Raw genomic sequence first — 17,865 nt, 5'->3', positions numbered from 1 at the left:
TATTATTAATGAAATCGGTGATTGAAATGGATGCGTTTTTAAAAGATAAAGTGAGAGTCTTTGGTTTTTGGTATGTATTAGTATATATTGTTACAGTATGTTTTGGGATGTTTTATTTTGGATGGTATTCAATAGAAGGATTGTTCCCTTTAAAGTTATACCCTTTTTTGTTTGCTGAAAAAATAGCAAAATGGATAAGTAAAAAAGACAATAATGAAATATGTCCACCTAAAGAGGTGGAGCGAGATTTTAAAAGGATGTTTTTTATTGTTGCTATTATGGCGATGATTTGTGTTGTTATATACAAGTTCACAGGAATAAGTTTTATTTGGCTGATAATATAAGGACATATGGGATTCAGCGACGGACAATAATGGAACGGATTTTAAAAGTTTATTTAATATGTGAATTAGAAAATCCGTCGGCTTATATTTACGACGCGTCCATAAGTGGATTTTGTACAGGGGGTAAGGCACATACAGAGCCTTTCCGCATATTTTGTTTTTCGGACAAATATATTTGGCCCTGTACCGCTTACAATCTGTACCATTTGGTTTCATGGGGAGCCCTAACGGGCAAACCGGTACATCGTCAAGCCCTATGGTATACCTCTTAGCCGCTGGAGATTTGAGGCCGCGTGGGTTCAGATCAATGAAGGGCGTTTGATAATAATGTGGGGATGATATGTAATGAGAAATAAGGTTTCTAATATTATAGTCTTAGGAATGATATTGTTTTTGTATAATATCACTGTGGATTATTTTGTTGATGGTGATAAAACCAAAGAAGATACTAGAACTTTATATGAAATATATGATGAATAGCCTGTTCCTGAATTTGCAAGTGAAATAGGAAAGAAAAAGATAATAAGAAAAAGATATTGTATTTCATTGGTAATCGATTATAGTACAGAGTTAAATAGTGCTCAAGTGGGAGAGTTTTATATTGAAAATTTAAGTAAAAAAGGATGGATTCAAATTAAAGATAAAGGCGGAAATGGTATTGCGTTTAAAAGAGGGGAATGGGAAATATATATCCATAAGGAAAAAGAAAAATATAATTTAGATATTTGCAAATTTTATAGAGACTAGATAATATAAACGAAAGTTATTGAGATCATCAACACGCTGAAATGCTTATTCACATTAGGTACTTTTGTATTTGCAGGTTGTGTAGCATAGTGGATAAGAAAAAAATAGAACACAAGTGTTGACAATATGACAGGCGGATAAATGGAACAGGTTACACTGGGGCAGCTAAAGGTCGAAGACTTGCCCTATTATCGTATAGAAAAAATATATATCGAAACCAAGGCGGGCAGGCATGGGATATGTGATTTACAGATTATGGTTCACCCTATGGAGAGTCCTTCTTTATTAAGAAATCTGGAAGGGCAGAAAATTCAGGGACGGATTAAAAGACTGCTTAAATAGAAATAAGAGTAAATTGTTGACAACTACAAAATGGGTTGATACACTTAATAGCTCTTTTGGTGCGAAAAATTTATACGACCACATAAAAGAAAAGAACGATGCTTTTCTTGAATTTGGGATTGTGTGGCTTTTGTGGTGGTACCTTAGCAAGAAAAATGTGGCCGGGAGCTTACGGCAAGCCGAAGAAAGTAGGATGGTATTGTGTAAAGGCTTATAAGAACGGCAGAGCGACATGTCCATATTGCAAAGCAATTCCAGAGGATGCGATTAAAAAGGCTTTTGTGGACAGCTTCAACTTATGCCTTGGTCGCAATAAGGAAATGGTAGATGAACTTCTGGATTGTATAGCGAAGGAACTGAATGATGAAACAATAACCGTTAATCAGCGGGCATTGTCACGCAAGATATCCAATGTGGAAAAAAGAATCAGTGACTTGCTGAATCTAAAGCTTGATGGCAAAGTAGATGATTCTGCGTATGAAATCAAGTACTCAGAGCTGTATAAGCAGCTTAATGAGCTGAAGGAAGAAAGAGAACACAATCAGATTTTCAGTTCTAAAGCTCAATCAAAACAGTTGAGGCTGGAAAGATTCCAAGAGATATTGGATGATAAAGACAAGCTTGACAGCTTTGATGATGCTGTATTCAAAACAATAGTCGATAAAGTAATCATTGGTGAAATGGGAGAGGATGGTGTCCCAGACCCGTGGAAGAAATTGAGGAGACCCACGATGATATAAGAGTGCAACCTCCCACAACCGACTCATGTCGAAAGCGTCTGTCCGCTGACACGAAAAGATAAATAAGAACGCTGAAAGACCAGCACGAAGAAGCCCACCACAAATGCTAGTTGCTTGTGGTGGGCTTCGTTGCTATGTTGCTATATGGAATGGGGAAGATCAGCGAATCAGGTCAAAATCGGCTACACGGCAGTCTATAAGCTGGGCCGGATCAACATTGGAGTAGATACCAGTGCGAATTTCATACATATTGAGGTTGTCGGAGTTTTCCTCCATAATCATGCGGTTGTAATTCTTAACAAAGTTCAAAAACATATTCATCATGGTAAATCGCTCCCTTGTTCAAAATGTTCATAATTTTTATATATATAACGATGTATATTTTATTTATTTACATTATGACATAAAGGTGTATGGGTGTATAATATTATTTTTTGATAGATATATAGGTTTATACTATTAAAAATGCTTATGGAGAATGATATAATAACAGTAATAAAATTTATTAGGTGATCCTATGGGTGAAGTTGACAGGCTATTGCCAACTGCCGAGTGCATTGTCGTAGCCGGTTTATTATAGTATCGGAGGAGTTATGATTTGAGTTTTATGACAATATATCCTGATTTTTATCAGAATTTCTGCTGCAAAGCTAACCGATGTCAGCATACCTGTTGTGCTGGTTGGGAGATTGATATTGATGCCGCAACGGCGGCAAGATATCAGCAGCTCATAGGGCCGCTAGGCGAGGCTATCCGCCAAAATATCGTCGTAGCTGATGGTACCTGGCAGTTTCGTTTGGGAGCGGGTGAACGCTGCCCGTTCCTGCAGGAAGATGGTCTTTGTGAGCTCATCCGCAGGGCTGATGAGTCCATACTTTGTGACATTTGCACGAATCATCCGCGTTTTTTCGTGACTTTGGGTGATTATGAATTGGCCGGTGTGGGGCTTAGCTGTGAAAAAAGCTGTGAATTGCTATTGGAAGACGTGGGAATGCTAAGCTTGCGGACGGAAACCGGTGAGAAGCTGTCGCTGAAGGAACTGTTGCAGCGCCTGTCCTTGCCGGTGTGTGACGAGGATTTATGTTACCAGACGGGGCTTGCTTCGGAGGATGCTGATTTTGTGCTTGCCTGCATGCAAAAGACAGAACCCATTGATGAGGCGTGGACGGCACAGCTGGCGCAGCTACGTGTGGAAGGAATGGCGGCGGAAGCTGTGGTACCGCAGGTTTTTGACCGCATCTATCAATACATCCTTTATCGTGCACTTGAGCATGTGCCGCAATATGGTTTGGGCACAGTGCTTTCCTATGTGCAGTTGAATACGGATTTCATCTATTTGGCTTATCAGTTGACTGGTCAGCTTGGCGAGTCTATTCGCCGCTGGTCTGAGCAGATCGAGTATAGTACCGAGAATGTCAGGATCCTGCTGGATTTGCTGTCTGGGGATGTTTGCCATTAGATTTGGATATGTCTGGGATTTTATAGACAGGGAGGAAGGGAATGGCAGGTTTTTCCTGCCAGAAGGCGAATCTATAAATTATAATGATGTGGATCTTTTGTTTATTGGCGTAGGAGATGGTAGAGATGCATAGGATATTACTGATTTTGCTGATGTTATTTACTGTAAGCAGCAGTATGTGCTGGGCAAAGGTCCTGCCTCCAGCTGTGGCGGAGGATCAGCCGGTACCCGGGGTGAGAAAACCAATCGTGCTGCCTCATCAGCATACAGAGCAGTGCCGTTTGACCAAAGCTGAGCCGGTGCAGATAATCTGCATTCTCGACCGTTCGGGCTCCATGCGGCATTTGGCAGAAGATACTATTGGCGGTTATAACTCTTTCCTGGCTAAGCAAAGGCAGGAAAAGGGGGCCGCTGAGGTCACGACAGTTCTCTTTGACGATAAATATGATAAAATAGTTGAAGCTGCGGATATAAAGACTGTGCCAGAATTAACCGCAAAAGAATACTATGCCAGAGGTATGACGGCACTTTTGGATGCCGTGGGCAGGACCGTGATGGATACGGTGAACAGGATGGATAAGGATGGTGTTTGCCCGGCAAGGCGGCGGGTGTTATTCCTGATTATGACGGATGGAAAGGAAAACGACAGTAAGGAGTACAGCAAAGCAGACATCAAATCCATGATCGAGACAGCTGCCAAGGAGTATAACTGGAATTTTATTTTCATGGGAGCGAATATTGATTCTGTATCAGAAGCGCAATCGATTGGTATCGGTGCAGATCACGCGATTGATTATGACCATAACAGCAGTGGTGTGAGACAGTCTTTTTTACGGATGGATGCGGCGGTGACAGAAATGCGCGAAACGGGAAGCGTTGGTGACAATTGGAAGAAGGCGGAATAGGCGTCGAATGAGAGACAGAGAGGAGGATGTTTGTGTGAAGCAGAGATGGAAGCAAATCTTTTTAGGCGTGATTTTATGGGGGTTGGCGTTGTCGGTGAATGTTGGAGAAGCAGCTGGGAAGATACTGTTCATTCCCCATGATGACAGGCCGATTTCTTATCATCAGACGGTGGATGTCCTGCGGCAGGCTGGGTATGAGATGGTTTTGCCACCGCAGGAACTTTTGAGCAATGCTACGAATATGGGCCATCCTGATGAGCTTTGGCAGTGGTTGCGGGAGAATGCCCCGGCAGCTGATTCGGCTGTGATTGCTTCTGATTCCATGTTGTATGGCGGTCTGATTCCATCGCGCAAGCATGAGATTCCCGAGGAGAAACTGGCAGAGCGTCTTGCCGGTTTTGCGCAGCTGCGTCAGGCTAATCCGCAGCTGCATCTCTATGTTTTCGACTCGTTGATGCGAACGCCTGCTGGCGGGCAGGAGGGCGATATCGAAGAACCTGCATATTATGCTCGATATGGTGCGGATTTTTTCCACTACTCGCGTTTGTTGGATAAACAGGAAACAGAAGGGCTGTCCAAGCAGGAGAAAAAGATGCTGATGGAACGGAAAGATGCAATCCCGGCCGAGTATCTGCAAGACTGGATGGCGCGTCGTAATAAGAATCTGGCGGCGACGAAAAAGCTGATGGACTATGCCCGTGATGGTATTATTGATTATTTGATTCTCGGACGTGATGACAATGCGCCGCTTTGCCAGACGCATCGTGAGAATCGGGAAATCCTCGCTTATGCTGCAGAAAACAAGCTGCCGCGGACGAAGTTCCAGTCCATGCCGGGGATTGATGAATTCAATGTACTTCTGCTGAACCGGGCTGTCAATGATATGAACTACGAGATTCCTTTCGTTTATGTAGCCTACAATGAAGGCAAGGGAGGCGATACGGTACCAGCTTTCTCGGATGAAAAGATCATGGCCTCCGTAGATGCTGCTTTGGCAATTGCGGGGGGGATAAAAGTGCCCCATCCTGCCCGGGCGGATTTTGTCCTTTTGGTGAATACGGATAAGCGTGGCAAGACGATCAACACGCATAATCGCTTTCCGGATGGCGGGGATTTTCAGCCAAAGCTGACTCCTGACAAAAGTACGAAACACTTTGCTGAGTTGGTGGAAGCTTATGTGGCGAAGGGCTACCCGGTCGGCGTAGCGGATATCAAATATTCCAATGGTGCGGATAATGCGTTGCTGGAGCAGTTGCGGCAGAAAGGCTTGTTGTTCAAGCTGCGTGCGTATTCCGGCTGGAATACCGCGACTAATTCCACGGGGTTTGCCATAGGGACAGGAATGCTGGCGCCGAAAATGACGGAGGCTGGCAAGAACAGACTGCTAGCCGTACGCTATCTGGATGACTGGGCTTATCAGGCTAATGTCCGTACGGAAGTTGGCAATGAACTGGTGAAACGATTCGGTAATCCGTCTTATTATATAAAACTGCAGGATAAGCTTTCCTTTGCGGAACAGCAGAACAATGAACGCATGCAGGCCTTTGCTGCTAAGAATCTGCCGAATTTTGACTTCCTGCAGGGATTCAAGGTCAAAAATCCGTGGCTGCGGATGTTTGAGTGTGATATTGTCCTGGCTGAGCCAGCAAAATGATTCTGCATGAAATGAAGTTGAGGGAGAATAATGGGGAGAAAAAATATAGCAGATAAACTGATTGTATGTATCGTGGCCTTCGCTATGCTGATCCTGCCGGGGCTATCTGCTGAGGCAGGGCATCTGGAGGATATTGCGGCGCGCGGGACTATCCGGATTGGCACAACGGGGGATTATATCCCGATGTCGTATCACAATCCGAAAACCGGGGAATATGAGGGGATTGATGCAGAACTTTCCCGTATCATCGCAGATTCTTTGGGTGTGAAGATCGAATATGTGCCGACGTCCTGGCCGACGCTTACAGCAGACACACTGGCTGGAAAATTTGATATTGCCCTTTGCGGGATTTCGCGCAATTTCGCTCGGGCGAAGCTGATGGCCATGTCCGATGCTTATGGGGAAGGTGTGTTTGGTAAGACCATTCTCTGTCGGAAGGCAGATGCTGGTAAATTTCAAAGCCTTGCGGATATCGATAAGCCTTCCGTCCGGGTGATGATCAATCCCGGCGGTACCAATGAGAAGTTTGCCCATGCGAATCTGAAGCAGGCACAGCTTATCGTGCATCAGGAAAACGCAGCTATCCCCCGGTTGATTGCTGAGGGGAAAGCCGACATCATGATCACTGAAACCGTGGAGGCGGCTCGCTATGTGGAAAAGGATGCACGGCTGGCCGCGCCGCTTATCCATGAGCCCTTCACTCGTCATTCCTGCGGTATCCTGATGGCCAAGGGGGATCAGGAATTCCTGAACTATATCAATTTCGTGCTGGCCGAATTGCGCATGGATGGGACGCTGGCAAAGCTTGAAGCGAAGTATTTGAAAGTGCGTTGATGGAATTTTTTTCTAAAATACTATTGACATGCTAGGTGTAATACTGTAACATATAGACATGCCAAAGAACAGATGGCAGATAACCTAAAAGAGAAAAGAACTGACCAAAAAAATTGGAGGTTCCGGGAGCAAGACACCTTCGCGGGGTGGAGCTTTTGGAACCTCTTTTTGCTTGATGAAGGGGGATTTTATTATGAGCCAGTACAAATTTGAGACCTTGCAGCTACATGTAGGACAGGAACAGCCGGATCCGGCATCGGATGCCCGTGCCGTACCTATTTACCAGACCACTTCCTATGTATTCCGCAATAGCCAGCACGCAGCTGATCGTTTTAATTTGACGGATGCCGGCAATATCTACGGCCGCCTGACCAATTCCACGCAGGATGTGCTGGAGAAGCGCATCGCTGCTCTGGAAGGCGGCACGGCAGCCTTGGCGGTAGCATCTGGTGCGGCAGCCATCACTTATACGATTCAGGCACTGGCTGCCAACGGTGGACATATCGTTGCCCAGAAGACCATCTACGGCGGCACTTACAACCTGCTGGCTCATACCTTGACGGAATTCGGCGTGGAAGCGACTTTCGTGGATGCACATGACTTAGCAGAAGTGGAAGGGGCTATCAAGGAAAATACCCGGGCCATCTATTTGGAAACCTTGGGCAATCCCAACAGCGATATTCCCGATATCGATGCGATTGCGGAAATCGCTCATAAGCATGGGCTGCCGCTGGTCATCGACAACACCTTTGGTACGCCGTATCTGATTCGTCCGATTGAACACGGTGCCGATATCGTGGTTCATTCGGCTACGAAGTTCATCGGCGGTCACGGCACGACGCTGGGCGGCGTGATTGTGGATGGTGGCAGCTTTGACTGGAAGGCCAGCGGCAAGTATCCGGGAATTGCGGAGCCGAATCCGAGCTATCATGGTGTATCCTTTGCTGATGTAGCTGGCCCGGCGGCTTTCGTGACCTATGTCAGAGCTATCCTGCTGCGTGACTTGGGCGGTGCGATTTCTCCGTTCAATGCCTTTCTGCTGTTGCAGGGCGTGGAAACCCTTTCCCTGCGTTTGGAACGTCATGCAGAGAATACCAAGAAGGTCGTGGAATTCCTCAGCAAGCATCCGCAGGTGGCGAAGGTCAATCATCCGTCCCTGCCGGATCATCCGGATCATGCGCTTTATGAGAAGTACTTCCCAAATGGTGGGGCTTCCATCTTCACCTTTGAAATCAAGGGGGGCAAAGAAGCGGCCTGGAAGTTTATCGATAACCTCGAAATCTTCTCCTTGCTGGCCAATGTAGCTGACGTGAAGAGCCTCGTTATCCATCCGGCATCCACTACGCACTCGCAGCTGACGGATGAGGAACTGGCCGATCAGGGGATTTCCCAGAGCACGATCCGCCTGTCCATTGGTACGGAACATATCGATGATATCATCGCAGATCTGGAAAAAGGTTTTGCCGCTGCCAAATAACGGCAAGGAGGTGCATACTAATGGCAAAGATTTACAACAGTGTTACGGAACTTATCGGCAATACGCCGTTATTGAAAGCAAATAATTTCATCAAGGACAATGGATTGCAGGCCAATATCCTGGTCAAGCTGGAATACCTGAATCCGGCGGGCAGTGTCAAAGACCGCATTGCCAAGGCCATGATCGAGCAGGCCGAAAAGGAAGGCAAGATCAATAAAGATACGGTCATCATCGAGCCGACAAGCGGCAACACGGGCATTGGCCTGGCCAGCTTCGCTGCTGCCCGTGGCTACAAGGCTATCCTGACCATGCCGGAAACCATGAGCGTGGAGCGCCGCAACTTGCTGAAGGCTTATGGTGCACAGATCGTGCTGACCGATGGGGCCAAGGGCATGAAGGGCGCCATTGCCAAGGCCGAGGAACTGGCCAAGGAAACGCCGAATGCGTTCATTCCCTCCCAGTTCACCAATCAGGCCAACCCGGCCATCCATGAAGCGACTACCGGTCCGGAAATCTGGCAGGATGCAGACGGACAGGTGGATGCGTTCATCGCTGGTGTCGGCACAGGTGGCACCCTTACGGGCGTGGGGCGTTATCTCAAGAAGCAGAAGGCTGCTGTCCATATAGTGGCCGTAGAGCCGGAAAGCTCGCCGGTGCTCAGTCAGGGCTCGGCTGGCCCGCATAAGATCCAGGGCATTGGCGCAGGCTTTGTGCCGGAGACCTTGGACACCAAGGTCTATGATGAGGTGCTTCCCATCAGCAATGAGGATGCCTTCAAGTTTGGCCGCCAGTTCGCGCATAGCGAGGGCGTGCTGGTTGGTATTTCTGCCGGCGCTGCGCTGGCTGCCGCCGTGCAGCTGGCTAAACGTCCGGAATTTGCGGGCAAGAATATCGTGGCGTTGCTGCCGGATACGGGTGACCGTTATCTTTCCACGGAACTCTTCAACGATTGACATCACACAGAAAATCGCTGGCTGTCCAGGCCAGCGATTTTTTGCTATCGTTCACAGGGGGATTTCCTTTTGAACAATAGCAACGAATATGCTATAATGTTTCTGTTAATTATGAATGCAGCAGAGGTTCCAGACGTATGATTAATGTATATTCACTGGTCGAACAATTTTATGAGGAAAACAGCGCTGCCCAGCAGATTATCCCGCAAGGGACAGTGGAGGCTTATTTGCGGCGCAATGCCTGGCATGGAGCAGAGGATGAGGATCTAAAACGCATTTGGGGCATTATCTCTTTGCTTATTGAATATGTGGATCAGTTGAATTTATATTCGTTGGCGTCATTGACGGTCTATGATTATCAGGAAATCATCTATCGTTATGCTAGTGTGCAGGCAGATTTTATGCTGGCAGAGGCGGATGTGAATAAATTCTTTGCCATGACCGATGCGTTCTATGCTTATCTGCAGCGTACGCAGAAAACGGAGGATTATCGTCCAGGCCTGACGGCGGCCAAGGAGGCACTGTATGAAGGGGGCTATTTCTTTTTGCCAGATCGTCGGGATGGGGATGAGTTTTACAGCTCGCTGGAACATATGGAGGAAGTTCCTGCCGAAACCATGCAGCGTTTGAATATGATGCTGGATTCCTTGTTGCATAAAGTGGATGATTATTACAAGCAGCAGCCTTTTCGTCGGGATATGGACCGGGCCATGACCATGTATGCCGGGCCGGATTATGATGGTGGCGATGGCATGACGGCAGATGAACGGCATAACTTCTGGTTCGGCTTTTGGGATTTTTTCCTGTTTGACTATCATCTGATTGGTTCCGACGATATTCCGCTGCGTTATTATTATGAGCATGAGCGGGAAATGCTTTCCACCTCAGAACAGGATATTTTGCGGGATTTGTTGCGTTCAAAATTCACCGTGTTCCGGATTGAGTCGGTGGGAGAAGATTTTGTCGCCTGCCGGGATTTCTTCACGGGTGAGAATTTTGAATTGCCGGTGCCGGAACTGGCCATTGGCAATTACAATACCTGCCTGCTCTATGGGCATATCCATTCTCATGGGGTGATGCTGCTCAATTACATCACTTCCTTGCAGGCCAGCCCGAAGCTGCAGAAGCGGATGCGGGATGTGATCCTGCGTCAGTTTGACTTGTTCAAATGTCAGGACCCGCAGGCGGAACTCAAGGATTTCTTTGTGCGCCATGCTGGTGCTGTGCGTCATACTTTGCAGATATTGGTCAGTTATGCCCAGTTGAATGTGCTGAAGAGCCGTAACATCATGCCGTTGGTGGAAGATAATCCGGAGGTGCAGGAGCAGTTTGCGGCAGATATCGATATGTTGAAACGGGTGGCCAAGCATGTCGGTTTCAGTCGGTTTGAAATCAAGTTGCTGCTGAAGTTTTTTACGGATTATGTGTCGGTGGCTGCTGTTGAGAAAACTGACGATATCATGATTACGGCGCTGATCCTGCAGTTTGCGCAGTTGAACGGCGTGCAGCTGGCGAATCAGACAGAGATTTATGAATTGCTGGGCATTGATAGTGCCCGGGTGAAGGCAGATATGCGAAAGATTTGTGAGACGTTGGACTGTGAACTCTTTGATCCCCGTTATCTGACGGAGGAAGCTTTTATCAAGAGTCTTTATTATTGAAGCAAACGAGGTGAGAACCATGGAACAGGAAGAAAACAAGGTGCGTGTCATGTCCCCGGATGAACGTAATGCCTATGATGGGATAACCATTGAAGAGGGCGGCGACAGTCAGGAGCCCCGTTCCCGGCAGCGTTATGGTGGCCGGGATTTTGGGCAGGGGTTCCAGATCCATACTTTTGGCTGGAAGGATCTGCTGTTCGGTCGGAAGAGTGTGCTCCAACGGGTGTTGATGGCAGCCGGGATTGTGGCGGTGCTGGCGTTCCTGTTCTTTGTGGCCCTGCCTGTGATTATCGTGATGCTGGGTGTGGGCGTGGCTGTATGGCTTGTGCTGCAGCTGTTCTTTGGAAAATAAGGGGGAATTGCGATGGATTTTCTTGGTATTGCCGATGAGGAGTTTATCCGTCAGGATGTGCCGATGACCAAGCAGGAAATCCGGATTTTGAGTCTGGTCAAGGCGCAGATCGCTCCGGATGCGGTGGTTTATGATATCGGCGCAGGCACCGGTTCTATTTCGATTGAGGCGGCAAGACTGGCGCCGCAGGGGGAGGTCTTCGCCATTGAGCGGGAAACGGCAGGGATCAATCTGATCCGTGCGAATGTGGCCAATTTTGCCGTGCCGAATGTGCGGGTGATTCAGGCAGAAGCTCCGGATGGGATCGCCAATCTGCCTGAAGCGGATGCCATCTTGATTGGTGGTAGCGGCAGCCGGTTGCCGGAAATCCTGGAGGCGGTGACGCCGAAGCTCAAGGACAAGGGGCGGCTGGTACTCAACTGTATTACGGTGCAGACGCTGATGCAGTGCATTGAATATATGCGGACGCATTCCGATACCTATATCTATGAAGCGATTCAGGTACAGGTTACGCGTCTGCAGCAAGTAGGAACCTACGATATGGCTAAGGCGAATAATCCAATCTATATCGTGACCTGCTGGAAAAAATAAGAGGAGAGGGATTTTAGGATGGTACACATTGTGGGTGCAGGCCCGGGAGACCCGGAGCTGATTACAGTCAAGGGAGCTAAGTATTTGAAGGAAGCGGATGTCGTTATCTATGCGGGTTCGCTGGTGAATCCGGCGTTGTTGGATCTTTGCCGCGAGGATGCGCAGATCCATAATTCGGCTTCCATGACACTGGATGAAGTGGTCGCTGTGATTGAAGCGGCTGAAAAAGAAGGCAAGATGACGGTGCGCCTGCATACAGGTGATCCGTCTGTCTATGGTGCTATCCAGGAACAGATGGATGCCTTCCGCAAGAAAGACATCGAATTTGATATCGTACCAGGCGTCAGCTCCTGTTTTGCTACGGCAGCAGCTCTGCAGCAGGAATATACCCTGCCGGGCATCAGCCAGACCGTGATCATCACGCGCAATGAAGGCCGTACGCCGGTGCCGGAAGCGGAAAAGCTTCGCAGTCTGGCCCAGCATCAGTCCACGATGTGCATTTATCTGTCCATCACTATGCTGGATAAGGTGGTCGAAGAACTGATGGCGGGTGGGTATCCTGCCGATACGCCCATCGCTATCGTGCAGCGGGCTTCCTGGCCGGAACAGAAGATTGTGCGGGGCACGCTTCAGACGATTGTCAAGGACATCGAAGGCAAGGATATCGACCGCACGGCCATGATCGTGGTCAGTCATTGCCTCGGGGCAGATTATGACCTGTCCCGTCTATATGCGCCGGAGTTCTCTCATATGTTCCGAAAGGCTGTGAAGTAATGCGCTTGGCTTGTATGGCACTTACAGAGCAGGGATTGCAGCTGGCGCAGGCCATTCGGCAGTGTCTGGACCAATATGTGGATATCTATGTCAGTGAGAAATTGGCACCAGATGAAGCTAGCAGGAAAAAACTGCAGGTACATACCTTCCATAAACTCAGCGAGGCGGTGGAGAGCAATTTCACTGCGTACGAAGGCTTGATTTTTGTCATGGCCACGGGTATCGTGGTACGGACTTTGGCTCCTTTGCTGAAGGACAAATTGACGGACCCCGCCGTGGTGGTATTTGATGAACAGGGCAAGCATGGCATCAGCCTTCTGTCCGGTCATGTGGGCGGAGCCAATGAATTGACGCGGCAGCTTTGTCAGGCCATTGGTGCCGGACCGGTGATTACCACGGCCACGGACGTCAATGAGCTGCTGGCCCCGGACGTGCTGGCTACAAGGCTGGGATTGCGTCCCTGGCCGAAGGTACGCATCAAGACTTTGAATGCCGGCTTGTTGGCAGGCAAGAAAATACACTGGCGCATTGATCGCACCTTGCCGCATAGTGTGTTCTACAAGCGCAAATTGGAACAGTATGGGCAAGCGGCTGATTTATGTGTGACCAGTCAACTGCTGGCTGTGATTCCTGAGGAAAGGGAGCAGCTGGAAGTGGTCATTATGAGTGAGGTCAATCTGCCGGAACTGTCCAATCTGCCTGCAAACATTCTCTGTTTGACGCCGCGCAAGCTGATTGCCGGCGTCGGCTGCCGGAAGGGAACACCGGCGGCACTGGTGATGTCGGCGTTGGATATGGCCTGCCGCATGATTGGCCGGGACCGCTCCTTTATTGATGAGCTGGCCAGTACCATTGTGAAGAGGCATGAAGCGGGCATCATCTATGCTGGCGACAGTCTTGTGCGCCCGGTGAAGTTCTATGAGAATGACAAGATGTCTCATATGATAGAGGCGCATCAGCTGGAAGAATCGGCCTTTGTCCGGAAACATATCGGCATCGGCAATGTATGCGAAGCGGCAGCCTATTGTTCTGCGGGTGAGCGGGGGGGCAGACTGGCGCTCAGGAAAACGAAATTTGAAAAGGTAACGGTGGCATTATTATGGGAAAAATAACGGTTGTAGGCATTGGCCCCGGAAGTCTCCTGGATATGACTCCCCGGGCGCGGCAGGCGATTGAAACTGCTGAGGTGATTGCCGGTTATAATACCTATATCAAATTGATAGAAGAACTCTTAGGTGACCGCAAGGTTATCGGCACGGCGATGATGCAGGAGATTGACCGCTGCCGGATGGCGGTGGCAGAAGCAGCTGACGGTCATGATACAGTGGTGGTATCCAGCGGCGATGCTGGTGTCTACGGCATGGCCGGACTGGTATTGGAACTCGTGCTGCAGCAGTCGGAAGACAAGCGCCCGGAATTCGGCGGCGTGATTGCCGGGGTATCGGCCGTCAATGCGGCTGCCTCGGTGCTCGGCGCGCCTTTGATGCATGACTTTGCAGTCATCAGTCTCTCGGATCTGCTGACGCCCTGGGAGACCATCGAGAAGCGTATCGAGATGGCGGCACAGGGAGATTTCGTCACGGCGCTCTACAATCCCAAGAGCAAGAAGCGTGTTGAGAACATCGAGCGGGTACGGGAGATCATGCTCAAGCACCGCAAGGCAGATACACCTGTGGGCATTGTGACGGCGGCCAGCCGCGATGGTGAGGGCAAGATCCTTTCCAATCTGGAAGATTTCACCAAAGAAGAAATCAATATGTTCTCGCTGGTCATTATCGGCAACTCCATGACCTATATCAAAGATGGCTATATGATTACGCCGCGCGGCTATGGCAACAAGGAGCCGGGTTTATGATTTTTGTTGTGGCGGGCACGCAGGATGGCCGGGAAATCGCCAAACTCCTGCTGGAAAAGGGGTATGATGTGGCGGCCTCTGTGGTCAGCCGCTACGGTGGGGAACTGCTGGCGCATGATTGCGGGCAGGAATGCCTGATCAACGATAAGCCGCTGGATGAAGCGGCTTTGCAGGCTTATATGCAGGAGCATGAAATTTCCCTGCTGGTGGATGCCAGCCATCCCTATGCGGCCAATGTCAGCATCAACGCCATCAGAGCTTGCAAGGCGCTGGATATTCCCTATATCCGTTATGAGCGTGATTGGTCAAACCTGGACTATGGCAAGCTTACGGTGGTGCATAGCTATGAGGAGGCAGCAGAGGCGGCAGCCGGACTGGGAAGAAGGATCTTTCTGACCACGGGCAGCCGCAATCTGGACAAATTTACTCGTAGTCCGGCTCTGCGGGAATGTGAACTGATCGCTCGGGTATTGCCTACCGCAGAGGTTATCGGTCTGTGTGAGCAGCTGGGCTTTGATGCCGGCCATATTGTAGCTTTTCAGGGGCCGTTCTCGAAGGAACTCAATCTGGAATTGTTCCGGAAATATGGTGCAGAAGTTATCATCACCAAGAACAGTGGCACCATCGGGGGTACTGATACGAAGTTTGCTGCAGCTGCTGAGTTGGGGCTGCCCATTGTGCTGATTGACCGGCCACAGCTGGAATATCCTTGTCTGACACATGCGTATGAAGATATTTTGAAATTTGTGCAAAGTAATGCAAAATAAATAGAGAAAATAATCCCTGTTTCAGGCAGGGATTATTTTTTTATGCGCGAATAAATACAGAGAATAATAATAAAATTGAAAAAATGAGGAGGTTAGCTTTATGAAGCTGCAGACAAAGGCGGTTTTGGGAATAAATCTGTTCATTATCTTTGCTTGTCTGTGTATGGGGATCCTGGGCTATCGCAGTGCAGCGGAAGGCTTTGCCAAATCTCTGCAGATGAAGGCCGATTCAAATGTCAAATCCATCCAGGAAATCATGGAAGACCGTTATCCTGGGGACTGGCAGTTGAAAGATGGTGCGTTGTATAAAGGAAGACTGAAGATTGAAGATTCTACAGAAGTTGTAGACGTTCTGGGCTCTATGATGGGAGGACATGTAACCTTCTTCCGCGGGAATACCCGGGTGGCCACCACAGTACAGAAAGAAGGAAAGCGCTCGATTGGTACGCAGGCTTCGGAACAAGTTCAGGAAGTGGTGCTGAAGCAGGGAAAGAATTATACGGGCAGTGCTAATGTTTTGGGGGAAAATTATGAAAGTGCTTACCGTCCGCTGAGAAATTTCAGCGGCGAAATAATTGGTATGGTCTTTGTGGGGCTGTCGGTTCATGAACTGGATGATATTCAAAATAAATTCATTGTATCCACCATCATTGCTATGCTGATCATTGAGGTACTGATGGGCGGTATTGGCTGGTGGCTGATTGGCCGGACATTGAGTCCTCTGCATCAGGTAGTAGCTTCCATGCAGGAAATTGCTGAAGGTGATATGCGAGGGGATTCGCTGAAGGAAACGGCTGATGAAATCGGCGAGTTGGCTTCTAGTGCCAATCGGATGCGGGAGAAATTGCGTCATTTGCTGATGGGCGTCACGGAATCCACGGACAGCGTCACGGAATCGGCGGAGATGCTCAAGGAACAGGCTGAACAGACACGGCTTTCCATTCAGCAGGTCGCAGATAGCGCGGTGCATTTGGCGGATGGTACGAATAAGCAGGTACGGATTGTTACAGAATTGCAGGATAATTGTGCTCGTATGCGCCAGCATATGCATGAGTTGCATGCAGATGCGCGGGTGATGGCCGAAGCTGCCCAGCATAGTCAGGAAAAAGCTGTGGATGGCCGCAAGACCGTAGGGCAGGCTGTAGACCAGATCCAGAATATTGCCCATCAGGTCAATGCTTCGGCTGAAGTGGTAGGAACACTGGGGAAGCGTTCCTCGGAAATCGGCACGATCGTGGAGACCATTTCCAATATTGCGGATCAGACGAACCTTTTGGCACTGAATGCGGCAATCGAAGCTGCACGAGCTGGTGATGCTGGCCGTGGCTTTGCGGTGGTGGCAGAGGAAGTCCGGAAGCTGGCCGAGCAATCCAGCAATGCTGCGCGGAACATCACGGAATTGGTCAAAGCGATCCAGCAGGATACCGATAGGGCGGTAGCCTCCATCAATGAAGGAAATGAGAGTGTCAATGAAGGGGCAGCCAGTGCAACTGCTGCCGGGGATGCTTTCCAGATGATCGAGGCGCAGATTGACAAGCTGAACAATACTGTAGAAAATGCCATTGCAGCCATTGAAACCTTGAATTCGGTTACGCATGATATTGCCCATAGCATGGATGATGTGATGGATGCCAGCCGTATTGCTACCGATGAAGCACAGAATGTATCGGCGGCAACGGAGCAACAGGCTGCTACCATGCATGATATTTCCGAGGCGAATAATCAGCTGGCAGAAATGGCGAAGTCGTTGAGTGCAGAGGTAAAGAAATTCAAAGTATAAATGAATGGAATTGCTTACAGGGAAATGAAAATATAAGATTTTGGGGCTGGCAGATTCATCTGCCGGCCTTTTTGACAGTAGTTATTTTTTTTGCTATATTTAACACATTGTACGCATAGATACGGAGAGGTGCTTTATGAAAATCTCAACTAAGGGTAGATATAGTGTGACAGCGCTTTATGAATTGGCCCGCCACTATGGTGAAGGTCCGGTGTCTTTGAAGAGTGTAGCCCAAAGTCAGGGGTTGTCAGAGAATTATCTGGAACAACTGATGGTTCCTTTGCGGAGAGGAGGCTTAGTACAAAGCATCCGAGGGGCTCAAGGGGGGTACATGTTGGCAAAATGCCCGGCAGAGATCACCATTGGTGCCATTATCACCACCGTGGAAGGGCCTATCGCTGTCGTGGATTGTCTTTTGGCGGAGGCTGGGGCTGCTGACCAGAAATGTGCCAAGGCCAGTGGCTGTGTGACCAGAGGTGTGTGGGGACAGGTTTGTGATAGCATCAGTCAGGTGCTGGAGGGCATTACATTACAGACCTTATTGGACAAAGCCTGCAGCAAAGAAAATATAGGGTGTTCCATCAGCTGATGGTGTGCCAGTTAGTAGAGAGCGCTGTTGGTTGCGGTCAA

20 protein-coding genes are annotated in these 17,865 nt (G+C 48.9%); 19 read left to right on the top strand and 1 reads right to left on the bottom strand.

Annotated features, from left to right (window positions below; genetic code table 11):
• Positions 1 to 26 precede the first annotated feature (26 nt).
• The 4 genes from BUB68_RS07600 (at position 27) to BUB68_RS07585 (ending at position 2,173) form a co-directional block, all read left to right on the top strand.
• Positions 27 to 344, top strand: a complete 318-nt coding sequence (locus tag BUB68_RS07600) for a hypothetical protein (RefSeq protein ID WP_073089715.1) — start codon at positions 27 to 29, stop codon at positions 342 to 344.
• A gap of 546 nt (positions 345 to 890) precedes the next feature.
• A complete protein-coding gene (locus tag BUB68_RS07595) occupies positions 891 to 1,091 on the top strand; it encodes a hypothetical protein (protein WP_073089713.1) in 201 nt (66 codons plus the stop codon).
• Positions 1,092 to 1,232: 141 nt separating this feature from the next.
• The gene (locus BUB68_RS07590) at positions 1,233 to 1,433 is read left to right on the top strand and encodes a hypothetical protein (RefSeq protein ID WP_073089711.1); all 201 of its coding nucleotides are present in this window, start codon (positions 1,233 to 1,235) and stop codon (positions 1,431 to 1,433) included.
• Positions 1,434 to 1,531: 98 nt separating this feature from the next.
• Positions 1,532 to 2,173, top strand: a complete 642-nt coding sequence (locus BUB68_RS07585; RefSeq protein ID WP_073089709.1) for a recombinase zinc ribbon domain-containing protein — start codon at positions 1,532 to 1,534, stop codon at positions 2,171 to 2,173.
• Between the two features lie 159 nt (positions 2,174 to 2,332).
• Here the strand turns inward: BUB68_RS07585 and BUB68_RS15235 are convergent, their stop codons facing one another.
• On the bottom strand, positions 2,333 to 2,497 hold the full coding sequence (locus BUB68_RS15235) for a hypothetical protein (protein ID WP_178139488.1): 165 nt from the start codon (positions 2,495 to 2,497) through the stop codon (positions 2,333 to 2,335).
• Between the two features lie 283 nt (positions 2,498 to 2,780).
• Here BUB68_RS15235 and fliB point away from each other — a divergent pair, with 283 nt between their 5' ends.
• The 15 genes from fliB to BUB68_RS07510 all read left to right on the top strand — a co-directional run bounded on the left by fliB (position 2,781) and on the right by BUB68_RS07510 (position 17,824).
• Positions 2,781 to 3,632 carry a flagellin lysine-N-methylase gene (gene fliB, locus BUB68_RS07580; protein WP_073089707.1) on the top strand — a complete coding sequence of 284 codons (852 nt, stop codon included), beginning with the start codon at positions 2,781 to 2,783 and terminating at the stop codon, positions 3,630 to 3,632.
• Between the two features lie 125 nt (positions 3,633 to 3,757).
• Entirely contained in the window at positions 3,758 to 4,537 is a 780-nt protein-coding gene (locus BUB68_RS07575) for a vWA domain-containing protein (RefSeq protein ID WP_073089705.1), read from the top strand.
• Between the two features lie 34 nt (positions 4,538 to 4,571).
• Complete coding sequence (locus BUB68_RS07570; RefSeq protein ID WP_256625822.1) at positions 4,572 to 6,191, top strand: DUF4127 family protein; 1,620 nt, start codon at positions 4,572 to 4,574, stop codon at positions 6,189 to 6,191.
• A gap of 30 nt (positions 6,192 to 6,221) precedes the next feature.
• Complete coding sequence (locus BUB68_RS07565; protein WP_073089701.1) at positions 6,222 to 7,025, top strand: transporter substrate-binding domain-containing protein; 804 nt, start codon at positions 6,222 to 6,224, stop codon at positions 7,023 to 7,025.
• Positions 7,026 to 7,218: 193 nt separating this feature from the next.
• Positions 7,219 to 8,502, top strand: coding sequence for an O-acetylhomoserine aminocarboxypropyltransferase/cysteine synthase family protein (locus tag BUB68_RS07560; protein ID WP_073089699.1), 1,284 nt, complete (start codon positions 7,219 to 7,221; stop codon positions 8,500 to 8,502).
• A 20-nt stretch (positions 8,503 to 8,522) separates the two neighbouring features.
• Positions 8,523 to 9,455 carry a cysteine synthase A gene (gene cysK / locus BUB68_RS07555; RefSeq protein WP_073089697.1) on the top strand — a complete coding sequence of 311 codons (933 nt, stop codon included), beginning with the start codon at positions 8,523 to 8,525 and terminating at the stop codon, positions 9,453 to 9,455.
• Between the two features lie 137 nt (positions 9,456 to 9,592).
• On the top strand, positions 9,593 to 11,116 hold the full coding sequence (locus tag BUB68_RS07550) for a hypothetical protein (protein WP_073089695.1): 1,524 nt from the start codon (positions 9,593 to 9,595) through the stop codon (positions 11,114 to 11,116).
• 19 nt (positions 11,117 to 11,135) lie between these two features.
• The gene (locus BUB68_RS07545) at positions 11,136 to 11,468 is read left to right on the top strand and encodes a hypothetical protein (protein WP_073089693.1); all 333 of its coding nucleotides are present in this window, start codon (positions 11,136 to 11,138) and stop codon (positions 11,466 to 11,468) included.
• 12 nt (positions 11,469 to 11,480) lie between these two features.
• Positions 11,481 to 12,059 (top strand): precorrin-6Y C5,15-methyltransferase (decarboxylating) subunit CbiT, encoded by a 579-nt coding sequence (gene cbiT / locus BUB68_RS07540; RefSeq protein ID WP_073089691.1) that lies wholly within the window; start codon positions 11,481 to 11,483, stop codon positions 12,057 to 12,059.
• 18 nt (positions 12,060 to 12,077) lie between these two features.
• Positions 12,078 to 12,833 carry a precorrin-4 C(11)-methyltransferase gene (gene cobM, locus BUB68_RS07535; protein WP_073089689.1) on the top strand — a complete coding sequence of 252 codons (756 nt, stop codon included), beginning with the start codon at positions 12,078 to 12,080 and terminating at the stop codon, positions 12,831 to 12,833.
• Between the two features lie 14 nt (positions 12,834 to 12,847).
• The gene (locus BUB68_RS07530; RefSeq protein WP_256625820.1) at positions 12,848 to 13,945 is read left to right on the top strand and encodes a cobalt-precorrin 5A hydrolase; all 1,098 of its coding nucleotides are present in this window, start codon (positions 12,848 to 12,850) and stop codon (positions 13,943 to 13,945) included.
• Positions 13,933 to 14,688: a precorrin-3B C(17)-methyltransferase gene (gene cobJ / locus BUB68_RS07525; RefSeq protein ID WP_073089685.1), complete on the top strand. Its 756-nt coding sequence runs from the start codon at positions 13,933 to 13,935 to the stop codon at positions 14,686 to 14,688. The genes BUB68_RS07530 and cobJ overlap by 13 nt, the downstream gene beginning before the upstream one ends.
• Positions 14,685 to 15,455, top strand: coding sequence for a precorrin-6A reductase (gene cobK, locus BUB68_RS07520; RefSeq protein WP_073089683.1), 771 nt, complete (start codon positions 14,685 to 14,687; stop codon positions 15,453 to 15,455). The genes cobJ and cobK overlap by 4 nt, the downstream gene beginning before the upstream one ends.
• 100 nt (positions 15,456 to 15,555) lie before the next feature.
• Entirely contained in the window at positions 15,556 to 17,235 is a 1,680-nt protein-coding gene (locus BUB68_RS07515) for a methyl-accepting chemotaxis protein (RefSeq protein WP_073089681.1), read from the top strand.
• A gap of 136 nt (positions 17,236 to 17,371) precedes the next feature.
• Entirely contained in the window at positions 17,372 to 17,824 is a 453-nt protein-coding gene (locus tag BUB68_RS07510; protein WP_073089679.1) for an RrF2 family transcriptional regulator, read from the top strand.
• Positions 17,825 to 17,865: the final 41 nt, after the last annotated feature.

It is taken from the genome of Pseudoselenomonas ruminantium (genome assembly GCF_900142515.1).
In the GTDB taxonomy this organism is placed as follows: Bacteria; Bacillota; Negativicutes; order Selenomonadales; family Selenomonadaceae; genus Selenomonas_A; species Selenomonas_A ruminantium_D.
The sequence above is the reverse complement of the archived record's forward strand: the minus strand, read 5'-3'. Positions and strand labels throughout refer to the sequence as shown.